This window comes from Ruegeria sp. BC1 (assembly GCF_056539305.1).
Genome location: NZ_JBQFUT010000007.1, coordinates 180,813 through 196,947 on the forward strand (window position 1 = coordinate 180,813; position 16,135 = coordinate 196,947).

The following is a 16,135-nucleotide window of genomic DNA, read 5'->3' on the forward strand; positions in this document are numbered from 1 at the left end:
CGCCAAATACGATTGGGAGGATCGGTGGATGGGAGCCACAGGGATTTACGAGCGTCACCTGGATCAGAATCAGGCCAATTACGCACCTTTGACCCCGCTGAGTTTTATCGAGAGGACGGCGCAGGTTTACCCGGATTACCCGTCGGTCGTGTACGGGGATCGCCGCTATAGCTGGGCTGAGACATACACCCGTTGCCGTCGTTTGGCAGGGGGTCTTGCCGCGCGGGGCATCGGGCGCGGCGACACGGTATCGATAATCGCCGCCAATATCCCCGAGATGTATGAATCGCATTTTGGCGTGCCGATGATGGGGGCTGTTCTGAACGCGATCAACACACGGCTGGATGCCCCTATCATCTCTTTTATTTTGACCCATGCGGAATCCAAGGTGTTACTGGTCGACCCTGAGTTTTCCGGCGTGGTGAAAGAGGCTTTACAACAGGTCGAACATGACATTCTGGTCATCGATATCGAGGACCCCAGCTTTGACGGGGGCGAAAAGCTGGGCGGCCTGACCTATGATGCTCTGCTGGCCGAGGGCGATCCTGAGTACGAGTGGTCGTTGCCGCAGAACGAATGGGATGCGATCACGCTGAATTACACCTCTGGCACGACCGGCAATCCAAAAGGGGTTGTTTATCACCACAGAGGCGCTGCGCTAAACGCGCAGTCGGACTTGCTGGACTGGAATATGCCCAAGCATTCGGTCTATCTGTGGACCCTGCCGATGTTTCACTGCAATGGCTGGTGTTTCCCCTGGGCAATGGCGGCCAACGCGGGCGTGTCGGTGTGTTTGCGGGCTGTGCGGGCAGAGCCCATCTATGCGGCCTTCCGGGATGAGAAGGTCAGCCACTTTTGCGGCGCACCGATCGTTCTGAACATGCTGGCCAATGCGCCAGACCATCTGAAAGACTTCGACCATGATATCAAGGTTATGACCGCAGGCGCCCCGCCGCCTGCCGCCGTGATCGAAAACATGGAGGGCATGGGCATCGAAGTGACTCATGTCTACGGCCTGACCGAAACCTACGGCCCATCGGTTGTTTGCGCCTGGAAAGACGAATGGGACAGCAAAGAAGGCCCGGAACGGGCAGCGCTAAAGGTTCGTCAGGGCGTACGATATTCCGCGCTGTCAGGGCTGATGGTAGCCGACCCCGACACGCTGGAGCCGGTTCCGGCCGATGGCGAAACCATGGGCGAGATTTTCATGCAGGGTAATGTCGTCATGAAAGGATACCTGAAAAATCCCGAGGCCTCGGATAAGGCGTTTCGCGGTGGCTGGTTTGCCTCGGGCGATCTGGGGGTGATGCATCCCGACGGCTATATCGCGCTGAAAGACAGGTCCAAGGACATCATCATCTCGGGCGGCGAAAATATCTCGTCGGTCGAGGTTGAGGATATCCTTTACAAGCATCCCGCCGTGATGGAGGCGGCCGTGGTCGCCCGCCCGGATGAGAAATGGGGCGAAACGCCCTGCGCCTTTGTCGAGCTCAAGCCCAACATACAGGCGAATGAGGCCGAGATTATCGCGTTCTGCCGGGATAATATGGCCCATTTCAAGGCGCCCAAGACGGTGGTTTTCGGGCCGTTGCCGAAAACCTCGACCGGCAAGATCCAGAAGTTCAAGCTGCGGGATCAGGCGCGGGCATTAGAGTAGGCGTCAGTCGAAGATCGACAGGTCTAGCTCCAGCAACTCACCCATCCAGACGGCCCGATCCCTGTGGTCGGTCAGATGATCGCCGGTTTCCGGATGGGTGAAGATGGTCAGGCCCTGTCGGTTTAGGATCAGCCAGGGAAAGGCCTTGTCGAAATCCGCAGCTGCGAAGCCCAGCTGGCAGCTCCACCGGGGGTGCGGGCCGACATTGCGCTCGTGCATCCTGCCCATCTGCACCGGAAAAAGGCGGGCGGCCTCTTCGCAGACCTCGCGCGCGACGTCCAAGGTATCGGCGTCGAAATAGACATGGGCGTGATAGCCAGTAATTTCGGGCATGAGGGCCTCCCTTATGTGTAGGTACAGGGTAGGGGCAATCCGCGATCATTCCTAGCCGTGTGCATACACAGGCGGTTTGCGTGGGTTCACGAGGGCGTCTCTGGGTAGGCGGCAGCAAAGGCGGGATGCTCCGCGCAAGCGGCCTCGACACTCAGGCTGCGGGGCAGGTCGGACAGGTCAATCTGCCAGCGACGCGCGTTGTAGAGTTGCGGGATCAGGCAAAGATCGGCCAGACCGGGCCGGGTACCTGTACAAAACGGGGCCTGTTCGAATTCGCCCAGCAGGGCTTCGAAAGCCAACAGGCCGGGGCGGATAAAATGGTGCATCCAATCCCCAGGCATCCCCTCTGCTCCATTGCTGAGTGTCGTGGCATATCGGGCCACAGACAGGTTGCAGACCGGGTGAATATCGATGGCAATAGACTGTGCCAGTGCAGAGGCCCTGGCGCGATGGGCCGGGTCGGGGGGCAAAAGCCCAAGGCCCCGCGTCTGGTCCAGATAGTCGATGATCGCCAGCGACTGCGTCAGCCGCAACCCGTCGATATCCAGCACGGGCACCAGCCCCTGAGGGTTTCGGGCGAGATGTTCTTCTGCATTCTGTTCTCCGGTGCGCAGCTCGACCGGGACCTTGCGATAGGCGATCCCGGCCAGGTTCAACGCGATGCGAACCCGATAACTGGCCGATGACCGCCAGTAGTCATACAGAACCACTTCGCCCATGAGGCTATGACCTTTTGGGCGCTGCCGCGTCCAAAGCCTGTGCCAGAACATCCGCGTTTCCGATGTGGTTGGCCAGCACCAAAACCAGCCGCGCATTCAGCGCATCGCTATCAGTTTTTTCCAGCCCGTCATGGGCCGCCAGCAGCCCGGCATAGAAATCATCTGCATCGTCCAGATTCGGGGTGAGGATCAGATCGGCCATTTTGCTTACTCCTTTCCGGTTGCCCGGCGGATCGCCTGCCGGAATGCGTTTTCTTCAAAGCTGTCGCGCCGGGCGGCAACGTGTTGATCCGGGCGGATTAGATACACTGCGCTGGTCGCTTCGCCCAGATAGCGGCGTTTCAGCTCCAGCGTCAGATCGTCTTTCACCGACAGCGCCAATCGCGTGACCTCAATACCGCCTTCCTCAATCCGTTCGGGGGCGTCGGCATCGATGGTCAGCAGGGTGAACTTGCCCGCAAGCTTTGGCAATAGAAACTCTTCCCCCAAAGGTACATCCGGGCAGGCAGATCCCGGGCGGGTTATGTCCGGCCCGTTCAGTGCATCTGCTGAGTTCAGCGAAGATCCTTCATAGGTGCAGGGCGTACTCGGGCGCCCGGAATTGACCAGAGGGCGGGCGAATTCGTAGTGTTCGCTCAAATCCAGCACCGCATCCCGCAATAGCCGTGACATTTCAGACTTGGGCGTAATGAACTCGGTCGAACGGCTGGACTTGGTGATATTCTCATCTGCCGCCTGTGCTCTTTCGCGGGTGTAGCTGTCCAGCAGCAGCTCGGGGGCTTTGCCGTCAAGAACCAGCTTCAGTTTCCAGCACAGGTTGTCTGCGTCCTGCATCCCCGAATTGGCGCCCTGTGCTCCAAACGGGCTGACCTGATGAGCGCTGTCACCTGCGAACAACACCCGGCCATAGCGGAACTGTTCCATTCGACGGCACTGGAAGGTATAGATCGATACCCATTCCAGATCGAAGGCGACATCCTCGCCCAGCATCGCCTTGAGTCGAGGAATGACATTTTCAGGCTGTTTTTCCCGCTCTCTGTCGATGTCCCGGCCCAGTTGAAGGTCGATACGCCAGACATTGTCGGGTTGTTTGTGCAGCAGCGCAGACTGTCCGGGATTAAACGGAGGGTCGAACCAGAACCAGCGTTCGGATGGAAAGTCCGCCTCCATCACCACGTCGGCGATAAGGAAATTGTCTTCAAAAACGCGACCATCGAAATCCAGACCCAGCATCCGCCGGGTCGAAGAATTCGCCCCGTCACAGGCGATCAGCCACTCGGCTTCGACGTTATAGGGACCTTCGGGGGTTTCGACTTCAAGCGCGACATGAGTGTCGTGGGTGCCGATGGCCTCGACTTTGTTGCGTCCGCGAATTTCGATGGGCGCGCCTTCGGCTTGCAAGGCGCGGACGCGGTCGACCAGAGCGTTTTCAAAGTAGTATTGCTGTAGGTTGATGAACGCGGGGTTTGCGTAACCCGTATCTGGTTGCAGGTTGAACTCATAAACCTGACGTCTGTCAAAAAAGACTTTCCCTCGGTCCCATTGCACGCCTTTTTCCAAGAGCGATGGCCCCGCGCCCAGCCGGTCAGCAATGTCGAGCGTGCGCTGTGAAAAGCAGATCGCACGGCTGCCAAAGCTGACCTTGTCGTTGTCATCCAGGACCACAACCTCGATCCCTTGTTGCGCCAGATCAATTGCGGTGGCAAGGCCAATGGGACCCGCGCCGATCACGATCACCTTGTGCCGAACCGAGCTTGCCGCATCCTGATCCGGGCTGCGATTGTAGGCATATAGTGGGACTTCAAAAATCTTGTTCATGGGTTCTCCCCCGATACACTTGCGCCCGAGGCGCAAAGATCCAGTCCCCCGGAACGATCGAACAGGGGGGTCTTGCCCAATGCTTTCACTGATTTTCCCGGGGCAAAACGATCTGGATCAAATGCGACGGAATGTCCTTACCCCTGAAGTGCAGCCCACATCTCTAGATCACGCTGCGCTGTCCAGATGCGCGGGGTGTCAATGCCGCGCGCTTCATCATAAGCGCGTGAGACGTTGACAGGCAGGCAATGTTCATAAATCGCATAATCGGCGAATTTCGGGTCGCATTCAGCACGAACGGCATCCCACGCCTCTTTCAGAGATCCGCCCCGTGCAGCGACTCGTGCCGCAGGGCGATAGGTGCTGGTGACAAAGTTTCGGGTATTTTCAATGGCCGCATTCACCATGTCTGCCCCGATCAGGGCGTCACCCCGGCCAGGGGCAATGGCGTCTACGTCAAACCCCTCGATCGCATTCAACGTTTTGCCCCAGTCTGTGAAATGCCCGTCACCGCAGTAACAAGCCGAATGGTATTCGACGATATCACCTGTAAACATGACGTTCTGATCCGGGACATGGACAACGATATCCCCCGCCGTATGCGCGCGCCCCAGATGCATCAGGTCGACGCGGCGGTTGCCCAGATAAACGGTCATCGTGCCGCTGAACGTGGTCGTGGGCCATGTCAGGCCCGGGATGCTTTCGTGTCCTTCAAACAAACGGGGGAAGCGCTGGAACTCGCTGTCCCAATCCTGCTGCCCGCGTTCGGCAACCATAGCCCGGGCCACGTCCGACATAATCACCTGCTGCGCCCCATAGGCGCTTGCGCCCAACACGCGGACCGCGTGGTAATGCGTCAGCACCAGATGGGTAATTGGTTTGTCGGTAACGGATCGAACGCACTCGATCACCTTGTTCGCCAGGCGCGGCGTGGCCTGTGCCTCGACAATCATCACGCTTTCGTCCCCGATAATGACCCCTGAATTGGGATCACCTTCCGCAGTAAAGGCATATAACCCGTCACCGATTTCGGGGAACGAGATATTCTTTTCAGACATGTCCCCTTGGGATGCGAATGCCTTAGCCATGATGCGCCCTTATCGTTCGTAGGGGATTTGAAGGGCGGGCAGTACCGTTCCTACACAATCGCCGAACCCGATCGTATAGCCTTTGCCTCTGGCTGCGCCCGCCAGAGTCAGGGTGTCGCCATCTTCGATAAAGCTACGGGTTTCACCTGTGTCCAGTGTCAACGGTTCCTTCCCGCCCCAACTCAGCTCTAGCAGTGATCCGCGTTCGGGTTTGGTTGGGCCTGAAATGGTACCAGAACCCAACAAATCGCCGGTGTTCATCGGGCAACCCGACGTGGAATGGTGCGCCAGCTGCTGCGCGGCAGAGTAGTACATTTCCTTGTAGTTCGTCCGGGCAATGGTGGTGGCACCCTTGCCGTTGGGGGCCATTGTGACCTCCAACTCAATATCATACAGCATCGGGCCGCAATCTTTCAGGTGATCCAGCAGTTCGACCTCACGTTCGGGCGTGTCACAGCGGAACGGCTCCAGCGCGGCCTTGGTCACAATCCACGGGCTAATCGAGGTCGCTGTGGCTTTCGCCTGAAACGGACCAAGGGGTTGGTATTCCCAAGCTTGAATATCCCGTGCCGACCAGTCGTTCAGCAGGACATAGCCAAAGATGTTTTCGTCCGCCTCTTGAACCGAAATTGGTCCATCGGACGGAGTGCCGACGATTGCGCCCATCTCAAGCTCGATATCGAAACGGCGGCTGGGCAGAAAGGCGGGGCGATCCTGATCCGGTGACTTCAATTGCCCCCAAGGACGCCGGATATCCGTACCGGACACAACAACCGAAGACGCCCGCCCGTTATAGCCAATGGGAATATGCAGCCAATTCGGTGGCAGAGCATTTTCAGGGCCACGGAACATGGTGCCTACATTCTGGGCGTGATGTCGTCCTGCATAGAAGTCGGTGTATTCGCTGACAGCGAAAGGCAGGTGCAGTTCGGCGTCGCTTTGCCGGACCAGCAATGGCTCGACTTTTTCCTGCTCCTCGGCACCTTCGGCCAGCAGTGCTGTCAGCCGGTTGCGCAGCGCGGTCCAGACGGCTGGACCTTCTTCCATCAACGGGTTCCAGAAGGGCAGATCGAACAGTGGTTCATCTGAAAGGTCGATCAGGCCCTCGGACTCGGCCGTTGTGATATCGAAGATCATATCTCCGATTGCCACACCGCAGCGCGGCTCCGACCCGTCCGTGGAAAACACGCCGTAGGGCAGGTTATTCAGTGGGAACGGATGAGCAGGGTCGTTGGCCGAGGCCACCCAGGATTTCATCAAAGGCATCTGTAATCCTTGTTTGTCATTTCTATCAAGCGTCCCGCAGGGACTTCAGCCCCAGCAGAAGGGCGGCCAGTATCATGAACCCGCCTCCGGCCCGGTCCAGCCATAGCCGCGCCGAGCCCCTAAGCCGCATTGCAAGCCAGCTGGCGCTGCCGCCATAGGCAGTCAGAAATAACCCGTCGAGCGTCAGATAGGTGGCCGAGAGGATGGCGAATTGTGGCCAGACCGGCAGCGCGCCGTCGATAAAAAGCGGGAACAGGGCAGCAAAGAACACCACCGCCTTGGGGTTGGCCGCCGAGGTGATAAAGCCCTGCATCCAAAGTGTCTTTCGGCTGGCCTGTGGAGCGGTCTCTGTCGTTTTTCGCTCGGCCTTCACGATCATCTTCACACCGAGAAACACTAGATAGGCCACGCCCAGCCATTTGATCACGGCCAATGCTGTGCCCGAGGCAGCGATGATCGCTGCCAGACCCAGACCAGCCGCCAGCATCTGCAGCAAGTTGGCCGTCAAATCTCCGGCAGCTGTGAACATCCCGCGCTTCAGGCCATTTGTCGCGGAGTTGGACAGCATCAGCAATTGGCTGGGCCCGGGTGTGCTCATCAGCAGCAAGACCGTCGCAACGTAGGTGATCCAGATATCAATACTCATCACGGCCTCACTTATTGCCAGGGGTTCCGTCGAACTTTTTCTCAAGCGAGGTCCAGCAGTCAATGTAATCGTCCTGCAAGGGCGCCTCGTTGGCGGCGAACGGGGTCAGATGCTGTGGGAAGCGTGTTTCGAACATGAAAGACATGGTGTTGTCCAGCTTGTCGGGGCCGAGATTGGCATTCGACGCCTTGTCGAACGCCTCGCGGTCCGGCCCGTGCGGCAGCATCATGTTGTGTAGACTCAGGCCGCCGGGAACAAAGCCCTGCGGTTTGGCATCGTATTGGCCGTAGATGTTGCCCATCAGCTCGGACATGATGTTCTTGTGATACCAAGGCGGGCGGAATGTATCCTCGGCCACCATCCATCGTTCACGGAACAGGACAAAGTCGATATTGGCCGTGCCCGGCTGGCCCGAGGGCGCGGTTAATACTGTAAAGATCGACGGATCAGGGTGGTCAAACAGGATCGCGCCGACCGGGCAATAGGTACGCAAGTCGTATTTGTAGGGCGCATAGTTGCCGTGCCATGCGACGACATCCAGCGGGCTTTGACCGATTTTCGTGGTGTGGAACTGACCGCACCATTTAACTGTCACGGTCGAGGGCACCTCGCGGTCCTCAAACGCCGCTACTGGGGCCTTGAAGTCACGCGGATTGGCCATGCAATTGGCGCCGATCGGGCCACGTCCCGGCAGTTCGAATTTCTGGCCGTAATTCTCGCAAACAAATCCACGAGCCGGGCCTTCCAGAACTTCCACCCGGTAGACAAGGCCGCGCGGAAGGATGGCGATTTCCTTGGGCTCAAGGTCTATGATCCCCAGCTCGGTCGCAAAGCGCAGCCGGCCTTCCTGTGGTACCACCAGCATCTCGGAATCGGCCGAAAAGAAATAGTCGTCCTCCATGGTTTCAGTGACCAAATAGATGTGGCTGGCCATGCCGACCTGCGTGTTCACATCCCCTGCTGTGGTCATTGTGCGCATGCCGGTCAACCAGGTCAGCCCCTCATCGGAATGGGGTACTGCGTCCCAACGGTACTGGCCCAGACTGATCACGTCAGAATCGACACAGGGGGCAGACTTCCAAAGCGGCAGGTCGATTTTTTCGTAACGGTGCGAGTGCTTTACGGATGGTCTGATGCGGTAACACCACGTCCGCTCGGGCGGGTTCGCGGTGAAAGCCGTTCCGCTCAGCTGTTCGCCATAGAGGCCGTAATTGCAGCGCTGCGGACTGTTCATTCCCTGCGGCAAGGCACCAGGCAAGGCTTCGGTTTCGAAATCATTGCCAAAGCCGGGCATAAAGCCTGCATGCGTTCCAACCGGGCTGCTGGCTTGGGTCATTTTATGCGGATCCGTCGGATGGTTCATCCTGTGTTCCTCCAATTGCTTCTTGTCGAATAATAGTTGATTTTGTAACTAACAAGGATGACCCAGGAAGATTGCACAAAAAAAGATGACTTCGATTTGCTGGATTTCCTGCCCTACCTGCTGAATCGGGCGGCCGAGGAAGTCTCGTTAGAGTTTCAGCAGGTATACAAAGACCGCTACGGGATGTTGCGCACGGAGTGGCGGGTATTGTTTCATCTTGGCAACTACGGCGAAATGACCGCGAAAGAGATTGGTGAGCGCGCGAAAATCCACAAAACCAAGATCAGTCGCGCCGTGCACAAATTGGAAACCCGCAGGTATCTGACGCGTAATCGCAGTGAGACTGACCGCAGGGTCGAAAACCTGCGATTAACCCAGATGGGACAATCGGTTTACCGGGAACTACGCGGTATCGCGCAACAATATGACACCAAGCTTGCCGCAAGGTTCAGCGCAGATGAGGCCGCTCTGTTACGAAAAATGCTGCGACAACTGGCGCATATGGGATGAGCTCTGGATTTTCTGAGTTCCGCCCCCAGATGACATCCAGAGCGGACATTGGAATTAAAACAAAATGACACCCAAAAACGCCGAAACGGCAAAATCTACAGATCTCATAGACTGGTTGGTCACTCGGGGCTTGGAAGGTGCGCCCAAAGAAGAATTGCTGGACGGCTACTGCAACAAACTGTTGGAGTTGGGAGTGCCGCTGATGCGCTTTCACGCAGCGCAATCGGTATTGCACCCGGTTTATGGCGGAATTGGTTTCAGTTGGTATCAGGGGCGCGGAGGCGAATCTGAATCCTTCGAATACTCCGAGGAACCCAGTGAGGTGTGGGTGCAAAGCCCTCTCTACGCCATTCTGAACGGAGATGCAGATATGATCCGTGAACGTCTGGTCAACCAAAATGAAGCCAACCGTTTTCCGCTGCTTAACGACCTTCGAGAGATCGGCGCCACTGATTATTACGCGACCGGAGTGAGCTTTGACGTTCCGACCCAAACCGTGACGCATGATAGCAAAGAAGCCGTGGATGGAGTTCTGCTATCCTGGACTTCTGATGCGCCCGAGGGATTTCGCGACAGCGATCTGACTCTGATCAATACGGCGTTGCCGCATCTGGGGCTGGCATTGAAATCGGCGGCAAATGCGCGGGTTTCAAAAGACCTGATGCGTGTTTATCTGGGCCGCGACGCAGGGCGGCGGGTGCTTTCGGGTGAAATTCGGCGGGGCTCGTTACAGCAGATCGACGCGGTGATCTGGAATTTTGACTTGGAAGGGTTCACCAGCCTGTCCGAGGAACTACCAGGCACCGAGATCATCGACATGCTGAACGACTACCTAGCAGTGGCCGTGGGCGTTGTGCACGAAAACCGGGGCAATATCCTGAAATTCATGGGCGACGGGCTGATGGCGATGTTCGATGTCGGTGAAATCGACGAGGACGCGCGGGCCGCATTGAAGGCTGTTCCGATGTTGCAACAGCGTATGCAGGAACTGAACGCCCGCCGCGAGGCCGACGGTTTACCCGTTGCCAATTTCACCTTGGCCCTTCATTCGGGCGAGATCCTGTACGGCAATATCGGTTCGGAAACTCGGCTGGATTTTACCGTCATCGGCCCAGCCGTAAACCAGACCGCTCGGATTGCCGGGATGCATCGGTCGCTGGGGCAGAGGATTCTGATTTCGGATGACGTCGCCCGCGCGGCGCAACCCTGCGGTCAGGACCTGATCTCGGTTGGGCGTTACATGCTGCGCGGCGTGACGGAACCGAAGGAACTGTTTACGGTCTATCAAGCTCCGCACTAGCGGTTTTACCGCGTCCATTCTGTGATCGGGTTCTCGGCGCACCGGTTGCGGTCGGCTCTTGCCAACCTGCTGATTCTTGGCGATTTTGACGGAAACGGCTTCTGCTGTATCATCCGGGCATGCGTTCGAAGACCGTGATGGTGAACTGGGTGAATTTGTAAGGAGCCGGACAGACCGTGCAGTTCAATAGTCTATTCGACTCTTTTGTTGTCATGCTGGCGTTGGTCGGTTCCGCGGTATGGTTTCGTCGCAGAAACGTCATTCAGGATAGGGAACAGGGCGTGTTCGCCCGCCTCGTCACTGACTTTGCCCTACCGGCCCTGATCTTTGCCAACCTCAGCAGTGAACCGTTCCGACCGCAGAATTTCGAATTGGCATTTGTTCTGTTTGTGTCCATCGCCGTGGTCATGGCTGTTGCCTGGATGGCGGGGCGCTGGATGCGATTGGATCGGCCTGTGCTGGGCTCGGTGATCCTGGTGTCCGGGGTCGGCAGTACATCGACGCTAGGGTATTCGCTGTTGCAGAATATCTATGGTGAAAACACCGAAATCATGAGCCAGCTTGTCGTTATGGGTGAGATTGGCGTGATATTGCCCCTGTTTACTGTCGGCGTCGCCATCGCCAGCTATTTTGGCGATAATGGTGATGCGGGGCCCACGGTCGGGGACGCCTTCAGGTCTTTTGTACGATCACCCATATTTCTGGCTTTTGTATTGGGTGTTCTGGCCTCTGCCATCGGGCTGCCGCAAGACCACCGGATCGTGGAACTGTTGGATGACTTCCTTGGGATCGCCGGTGCATCGCTGACTTTTCTTGTGGCGTTTACAATTGGGCTGATGCTGCGTCCTGTCGCGTTCCGCCGCTTTGCCGCCCTGTTCGCGCTAGTCTGTGTTCTCAAGCTTGTCCTTGAGCCGCTGATCGCCGGTGGGTTCGCCGTTGCGCTGGGATTGCCGGATTTTCAGCGTGACATTCTGGTGGTCGAGGCGGCGATGCCCTCAGGGGCCCTGGCTGCAGTGATTGCCGCCAGATATGGCTGCGATGCGGCCATTGCGTCGGCGCTTTTGGTTGCGACCTTTGTTCTCAGTCTGTTTGCCGTGCCACTGATCGGGTATCTGGCGCTGTAATCGACCCCTGGCCTATCTGTGGATCAGAAGTCGATCTCGACACCGGGCAGGTTCAACTCTTTCATCATGTCGCGTAATTCCTGGCGCGCCGCGATGTTCGAGATGTTCAGCTGTTTTACCCCGATATCCTTAAGATCCAGTAAGGTTAGGCCGCGAGGGAACAGTTCGCGGAAGATCACACGCTCGGAGAAACCCGACGCGACGCGGAAGCCGATGCGTTGCGACAGCATCTCAATCGCGCGCTGCATCTTTTCCTTGTTGACCATGCGCTGCGTACCGACCCGGTTGCGTACTACCACCCAGTCGATGGGCTTTAGCCCAGCCTGCGCCCTCAATTGGCGGGCGTTCCACACCATTTCGGAATAGACGGACGGCCCTAGGATTTTCTCACCCTTTGAATCAATTCGCGCCAGCAGGTCAAAGTCGATGAAACTGTCGTTCAGCGGGGTGATCAGCGTGTCGGCCAGCGAATGCGCAACCTGGCTGAGGCGGGTGTGCGAACCGGGGCAGTCGATCAGGATGAAGTCACTGTCGCTTTCCAGTTCGGCCACCGCAGCGGACAGGCGGTGATCATAGATGTTCTCTCCGGGCTTCAGCTGGGTGGCATCAATCTCGGGCAGGTCATGGTGGCGTGGACTAGGCAATCTGGCTTCTGTGCCGTTCATGAAATTGCCGCGGTTTTCGAAGTAACGCCCGAGGCTGCGCTGCCGAAGGTCCAAGTCCAGCGTGCTGACCTTGTGCCCCAGTCGAGCCAGTGCGGTGGCCACATGCATGGACACGGTCGATTTGCCCGCGCCGCCCTTCTCGTTCCCCACTACGATAATATGTGCCATGCCTGTATTCCCATGTCCCGCCGTGCTTAACCACACGTTGTTGCCTACCACTATATGTTGTGGAGGCCGGGAAGGGAAGAACCCCAAGCGCCATCGCAGGGCAATATCAGGCTCTATTTTGGAAAACTCAACCCTGCGGGCGGTTTAGACCGCACACTTGCCAAAAGTGATGCCCTGTTTCACTGTCCGGCTCAGGTTTTTGTATCTGAGGTGGCGGTTGGACCATCTGTTTCTGACTGTTCTGAACGTGGTTCTGCCGGTGCTGATTTGCGCTGGAATCGGTTATGTGCTTGCGGTGATCAAAGCGCCGTTCGACAACAAGGTTATCGGAGGGTTGGTGTCACAGGTCGGCTACCCGACCTTGATTATCTCGCACCTTTCCACCACTAAAATCGAAGTTGGCGCGTTTCTGGATGTGATGGCCGCTGCGGCGCTGGCGATTGCTGGCTTTGGAGCGCTGGGGTTCATCGCACTCACGGTCATGCGCCTGCCGGTGCGCGCTTTTCTGACGCCGATGATGCATGGGAATGTCGGCAATATCGGGTTGCCGATTACTCTGCTGGCGCTGGGCAATTCGGGTATGGCCTACACCATGGGGTTTGTCGTTGTTGTTCTGATCAGCATCTTCACGGTTGGTATGTGGATCCCCGCCGGAGAGTATTCGCCGCGAAAACTTGTGACGTCTCCGATTATATATGCGGTTATCATATCGCTGATTTTGATGGCTACGGGATACAGCCTGCCACAGCCTGTGGCCAAATCCTTCGATATTTTGGGGGGCCTCTCGATCCCGTTGATGCTGCTGACACTGGGGCACACGCTGGCAGGTTTGCGGGTCCAGAGCATAAATCGGGCGGTCATGCTGACAGCTCTGCATCTGGTGATGGCGGTTGTGATTGCCAGCGCGCTGGTCTGGGCGTTTGGCTTCACCGGGGCCGAGCGCGGTGCGGTTATCCTGTGTTGTTTAATGCCGTCCTCAGTGGCGACTTACCTGTTCATTGATCAGCACGTGCCTGAATATGGGTCAGACGTTGCCGGGTTCATCCTGGTATCGACGTTGGCGACGATCATCGTTCTGCCGGTTGCTCTGTCTTATTGGATTTGACGCGCACCCTATGCGCAGAGGTAAATTTCGCTAAACTTCTGATTAATTGCATTAAAGAGCCATAAGAGCAGGATGAGTCGATGAGCAATAAAACGGCCGCAGAAGTGAGTCCTGAGGCGCGCGCCCGCGTGGTGCTGGCAATGACAGCGATCTGTATGATGGTCGTCGGCTTCAACACCACCGCCGTGACAACAGTTTTACCCAACCTGAAAGCTGAATTTGATTTGACGCCTTCGGGGTTGCAATGGGTGATGGCGACCTATTCCGTGGCCAGCGCTACGTTGGTGACGATCGTCAGCCGTCTGGGTGATATCACCGGCAAGATGGGCGTGTTCTTCTTTGGCATGGTTGTGTTTGCCATTGGGTCCGCTACAGTCCTGTTCGCGCAGGATGGAACAATGCTGCTGGTCGGCCGCGGTGCGCAGGGGGCAGGGGCGGCGGCACTGTTCGGGACCTCTTTGTCCCTGTTGACGGCTGCCACGCCGGAGGAACAACGGGCAAGTGTCACCGGTGCATGGGGCGCTGTGGTGGGGCTGGCCATCGGGGTCGGCCCGATCGTGGGCGGAGCTTTTGGCCACTACATTAGCTGGCGCGCGGTTTTTGCGACCGACCTTTTGTTGCTGGCGGTGGCCTTTGCCATCGGTTTGTATGTCAGTAAACGGAATTACATACCTGACACCCGACTGGCCGGAGCGAAGTTCGACTATCCCGGGGCTGTCGCCATCCTTTTGTTTCTAGGTCCTCTGTCCTTCGCGCTTAGCAATGGTGAAAGCGGTGGATGGGCCACTCCACTGACGCTGGTGCCGCTGGCGGTGGCTGCCGTCGCGACAATTGCTTTGGTCATTGTTTCACGCCACAGCGATGACCCGTTGATCGAGCTTCGGTACTTTCGCCATCCCCGCTATTTCATGGCGGCGGCGGGCATGTTCTTTACCGGTTTCACGCTGTTCTGCTTCTTTGTCTATTTCAACATCTTCGTTCAGTCGCCGGACGCATTCGGGTATACCTCTGTCGGCGCGGGTTTGGCGATCATGCCTCTTAGCCTCAGCATGTTTGTCATCTCGGTCACAGCGCCCCGGTTTCTTGCCCCCTACAGTTTCCAGTGGCCTATCGCCATTGGTCTAGGTGCGATGGCATGCGGATTCCTGCTGTTGATGACGACATCGAGCACCACGCAATATACCGAGTTCTGGTGGAAGCTTGTGATCGTAGGGATCGGCATGGGTATCTGTTTTTCTCTGCTGCCGCGCTTGGGCCTGCGTCTTCTGCCCGAGGAACATGTGGGGCAGGGGTCCGGTGTGATAAACGCCTGCCTCTATTTTGGTGCCACTCTGGGGGCCGTAGTCGGTGGGCTGGCCGAATCCATCACCATCCGTAAGGGCCTGTCCGAGGTTATAGACGCACTGCCCGCAGGCTCCACCCTGCGCTCTGATCTGGCGCATGCGCTGACCCACGGAACGCCCAGCCAAATTCGTCAACTGATCGCTGAAATGGACCCGTCGGCCGGAACCACATTGGCCAAAGCGCTCCGGGATTTACAGGACAACGCCTTTGACAGCGCCATTATGTCCGCGGCGATTGCGGCGCTGGTCGGAATGGCGTTGGCGTTGGTATTGTTACGCGGCCCGGTCCCGCCGGTGCACAGCGCGGCAGAACTGACCCGCGACCCCCGGTGATCTTTGGGATGTTTTCCGCCTCGGGCTAAAACAATTCAGCCGCCAAGATATACCCCCTTCTTGGGGCGGAAAAATACCTTCTGATCGTGCAATTTGCCGAGAAGATCGTGAATGCGCCGCAGAGTCTCATCGCGGCCGGCCCTGTCGCTGTCGTCGTCCAGCGCTGCCTGCGACAACGAAGCGGCCGAGCCGCGCAACGCCGTTTCGATCAGGTCCATGTCCTCTACCGAAAGCTCGATCATGTCGTTGTACTGGGGCATATTCAGGGTCTCCATCGTGTCTGGTTTTATCCTACCGCTCAGTGCAGCATACGCCAATGGCTCATAGAATAACTGTGGGGTATGGCGCGTATCTGGACGGATTTCCACCGTCTGCCGATCATGGTCTGCGCCTGCAACTTGTGAGGCACTCTAACGAAAAAAGGCCGCCCCCGAGGGACGGCCTTTCGCATTCGAAACGGGTTGGGATTAGAAGCCCAGACCTTCGTATTTCTTTTTGAACTTCGACACGCGGCCGCCAGCGTCCATCAGGCGCGACGAACCACCGGTCCAAGCGGGGTGCACGGAGGGGTCGATTTCCAAAGCCAGGGTGTCGCCTTCGCTGCCCCAGGTGGATTTCATCTGAACCACGGTGCCATCGGTCATTTTGACGTCGATGAGGTGATAATCGGGATGGATGTCTTTTTTCATCTTTCCGC

Annotated in this window: 17 protein-coding genes; 6 read left to right on the plus strand and 11 right to left on the minus strand. The window is 57.6% G+C overall.

Features of this window, described 5'->3' with window-relative positions; translation table 11 throughout:
• Positions 1-28: 28 nt before the first annotated feature.
• Positions 29-1,657, plus strand: coding sequence for an acyl-CoA synthetase (locus ACR0IY_RS15680; RefSeq protein ID WP_480674867.1), 1,629 nt, complete (start codon positions 29-31; stop codon positions 1,655-1,657).
• 3 nt (positions 1,658-1,660) lie between these two features.
• Here the strand turns inward: ACR0IY_RS15680 and ACR0IY_RS15685 are convergent, their stop codons facing one another.
• The 8 genes from ACR0IY_RS15685 to hmgA all read right to left on the minus strand — a co-directional run bounded on the left by ACR0IY_RS15685 (position 1,661) and on the right by hmgA (position 8,890).
• A complete protein-coding gene (locus tag ACR0IY_RS15685) occupies positions 1,661-1,990 on the minus strand; it encodes a DOPA 4,5-dioxygenase family protein (RefSeq protein WP_480674869.1) in 330 nt (109 codons plus the stop codon).
• A gap of 86 nt (positions 1,991-2,076) precedes the next feature.
• Positions 2,077-2,709: a maleylacetoacetate isomerase gene (gene maiA, locus ACR0IY_RS15690; RefSeq protein ID WP_480674871.1), complete on the minus strand. Its 633-nt coding sequence runs from the start codon at positions 2,707-2,709 to the stop codon at positions 2,077-2,079.
• 4 nt (positions 2,710-2,713) lie between these two features.
• Positions 2,714-2,911, minus strand: coding sequence for a DUF2783 domain-containing protein (locus ACR0IY_RS15695; RefSeq protein ID WP_480674873.1), 198 nt, complete (start codon positions 2,909-2,911; stop codon positions 2,714-2,716).
• Positions 2,912-2,916: 5 nt separating this feature from the next.
• Positions 2,917-4,527, minus strand: coding sequence for an FAD-dependent oxidoreductase (locus ACR0IY_RS15700; protein ID WP_480674875.1), 1,611 nt, complete (start codon positions 4,525-4,527; stop codon positions 2,917-2,919).
• Between the two features lie 137 nt (positions 4,528-4,664).
• A complete protein-coding gene (locus ACR0IY_RS15705; RefSeq protein ID WP_480674877.1) occupies positions 4,665-5,615 on the minus strand; it encodes an MBL fold metallo-hydrolase in 951 nt (316 codons plus the stop codon).
• 9 nt (positions 5,616-5,624) lie between these two features.
• A complete protein-coding gene (fahA, locus tag ACR0IY_RS15710; RefSeq protein WP_480674879.1) occupies positions 5,625-6,881 on the minus strand; it encodes a fumarylacetoacetase in 1,257 nt (418 codons plus the stop codon).
• Between the two features lie 25 nt (positions 6,882-6,906).
• On the minus strand, positions 6,907-7,527 hold the full coding sequence (locus ACR0IY_RS15715; protein WP_480674880.1) for a LysE family translocator: 621 nt from the start codon (positions 7,525-7,527) through the stop codon (positions 6,907-6,909).
• Positions 7,528-7,534: 7 nt separating this feature from the next.
• Positions 7,535-8,890 carry a homogentisate 1,2-dioxygenase gene (gene hmgA, locus ACR0IY_RS15720; RefSeq protein WP_480674882.1) on the minus strand — a complete coding sequence of 452 codons (1,356 nt, stop codon included), beginning with the start codon at positions 8,888-8,890 and terminating at the stop codon, positions 7,535-7,537.
• A 57-nt stretch (positions 8,891-8,947) separates the two neighbouring features.
• Here hmgA and ACR0IY_RS15725 point away from each other — a divergent pair, with 57 nt between their 5' ends.
• The 3 genes from ACR0IY_RS15725 to ACR0IY_RS15735 all read left to right on the plus strand — a co-directional run bounded on the left by ACR0IY_RS15725 (position 8,948) and on the right by ACR0IY_RS15735 (position 11,824).
• A complete protein-coding gene (locus ACR0IY_RS15725; protein ID WP_480674884.1) occupies positions 8,948-9,400 on the plus strand; it encodes a MarR family winged helix-turn-helix transcriptional regulator in 453 nt (150 codons plus the stop codon).
• 64 nt (positions 9,401-9,464) lie between these two features.
• The gene (locus ACR0IY_RS15730) at positions 9,465-10,700 is read left to right on the plus strand and encodes an adenylate/guanylate cyclase domain-containing protein (protein WP_480674886.1); all 1,236 of its coding nucleotides are present in this window, start codon (positions 9,465-9,467) and stop codon (positions 10,698-10,700) included.
• Positions 10,701-10,876: 176 nt separating this feature from the next.
• Entirely contained in the window at positions 10,877-11,824 is a 948-nt protein-coding gene (locus ACR0IY_RS15735) for an AEC family transporter (RefSeq protein WP_480674888.1), read from the plus strand.
• 23 nt (positions 11,825-11,847) lie between these two features.
• On the opposite strand, the gene ACR0IY_RS15740 is transcribed toward ACR0IY_RS15735, so the two are convergent.
• The gene (locus ACR0IY_RS15740; RefSeq protein ID WP_480674890.1) at positions 11,848-12,657 is read right to left on the minus strand and encodes a division plane positioning ATPase MipZ; all 810 of its coding nucleotides are present in this window, start codon (positions 12,655-12,657) and stop codon (positions 11,848-11,850) included.
• 217 nt (positions 12,658-12,874) lie between these two features.
• On the opposite strand from ACR0IY_RS15740, the gene ACR0IY_RS15745 reads away from it, so the two are divergent.
• Complete coding sequence (locus ACR0IY_RS15745; RefSeq protein ID WP_480674892.1) at positions 12,875-13,762, plus strand: AEC family transporter; 888 nt, start codon at positions 12,875-12,877, stop codon at positions 13,760-13,762.
• Between the two features lie 80 nt (positions 13,763-13,842).
• Positions 13,843-15,438 (plus strand): MFS transporter, encoded by a 1,596-nt coding sequence (locus ACR0IY_RS15750; RefSeq protein ID WP_480674894.1) that lies wholly within the window; start codon positions 13,843-13,845, stop codon positions 15,436-15,438.
• A gap of 35 nt (positions 15,439-15,473) precedes the next feature.
• Here ACR0IY_RS15750 and ACR0IY_RS15755 read toward each other — a convergent pair whose 3' ends face one another.
• Entirely contained in the window at positions 15,474-15,698 is a 225-nt protein-coding gene (locus ACR0IY_RS15755; RefSeq protein ID WP_480674896.1) for a hypothetical protein, read from the minus strand.
• 207 nt (positions 15,699-15,905) lie between these two features.
• Entirely contained in the window at positions 15,906-16,127 is a 222-nt protein-coding gene (gene rpmE / locus ACR0IY_RS15760) for a 50S ribosomal protein L31 (protein ID WP_480674898.1), read from the minus strand.
• Positions 16,128-16,135: the final 8 nt, after the last annotated feature.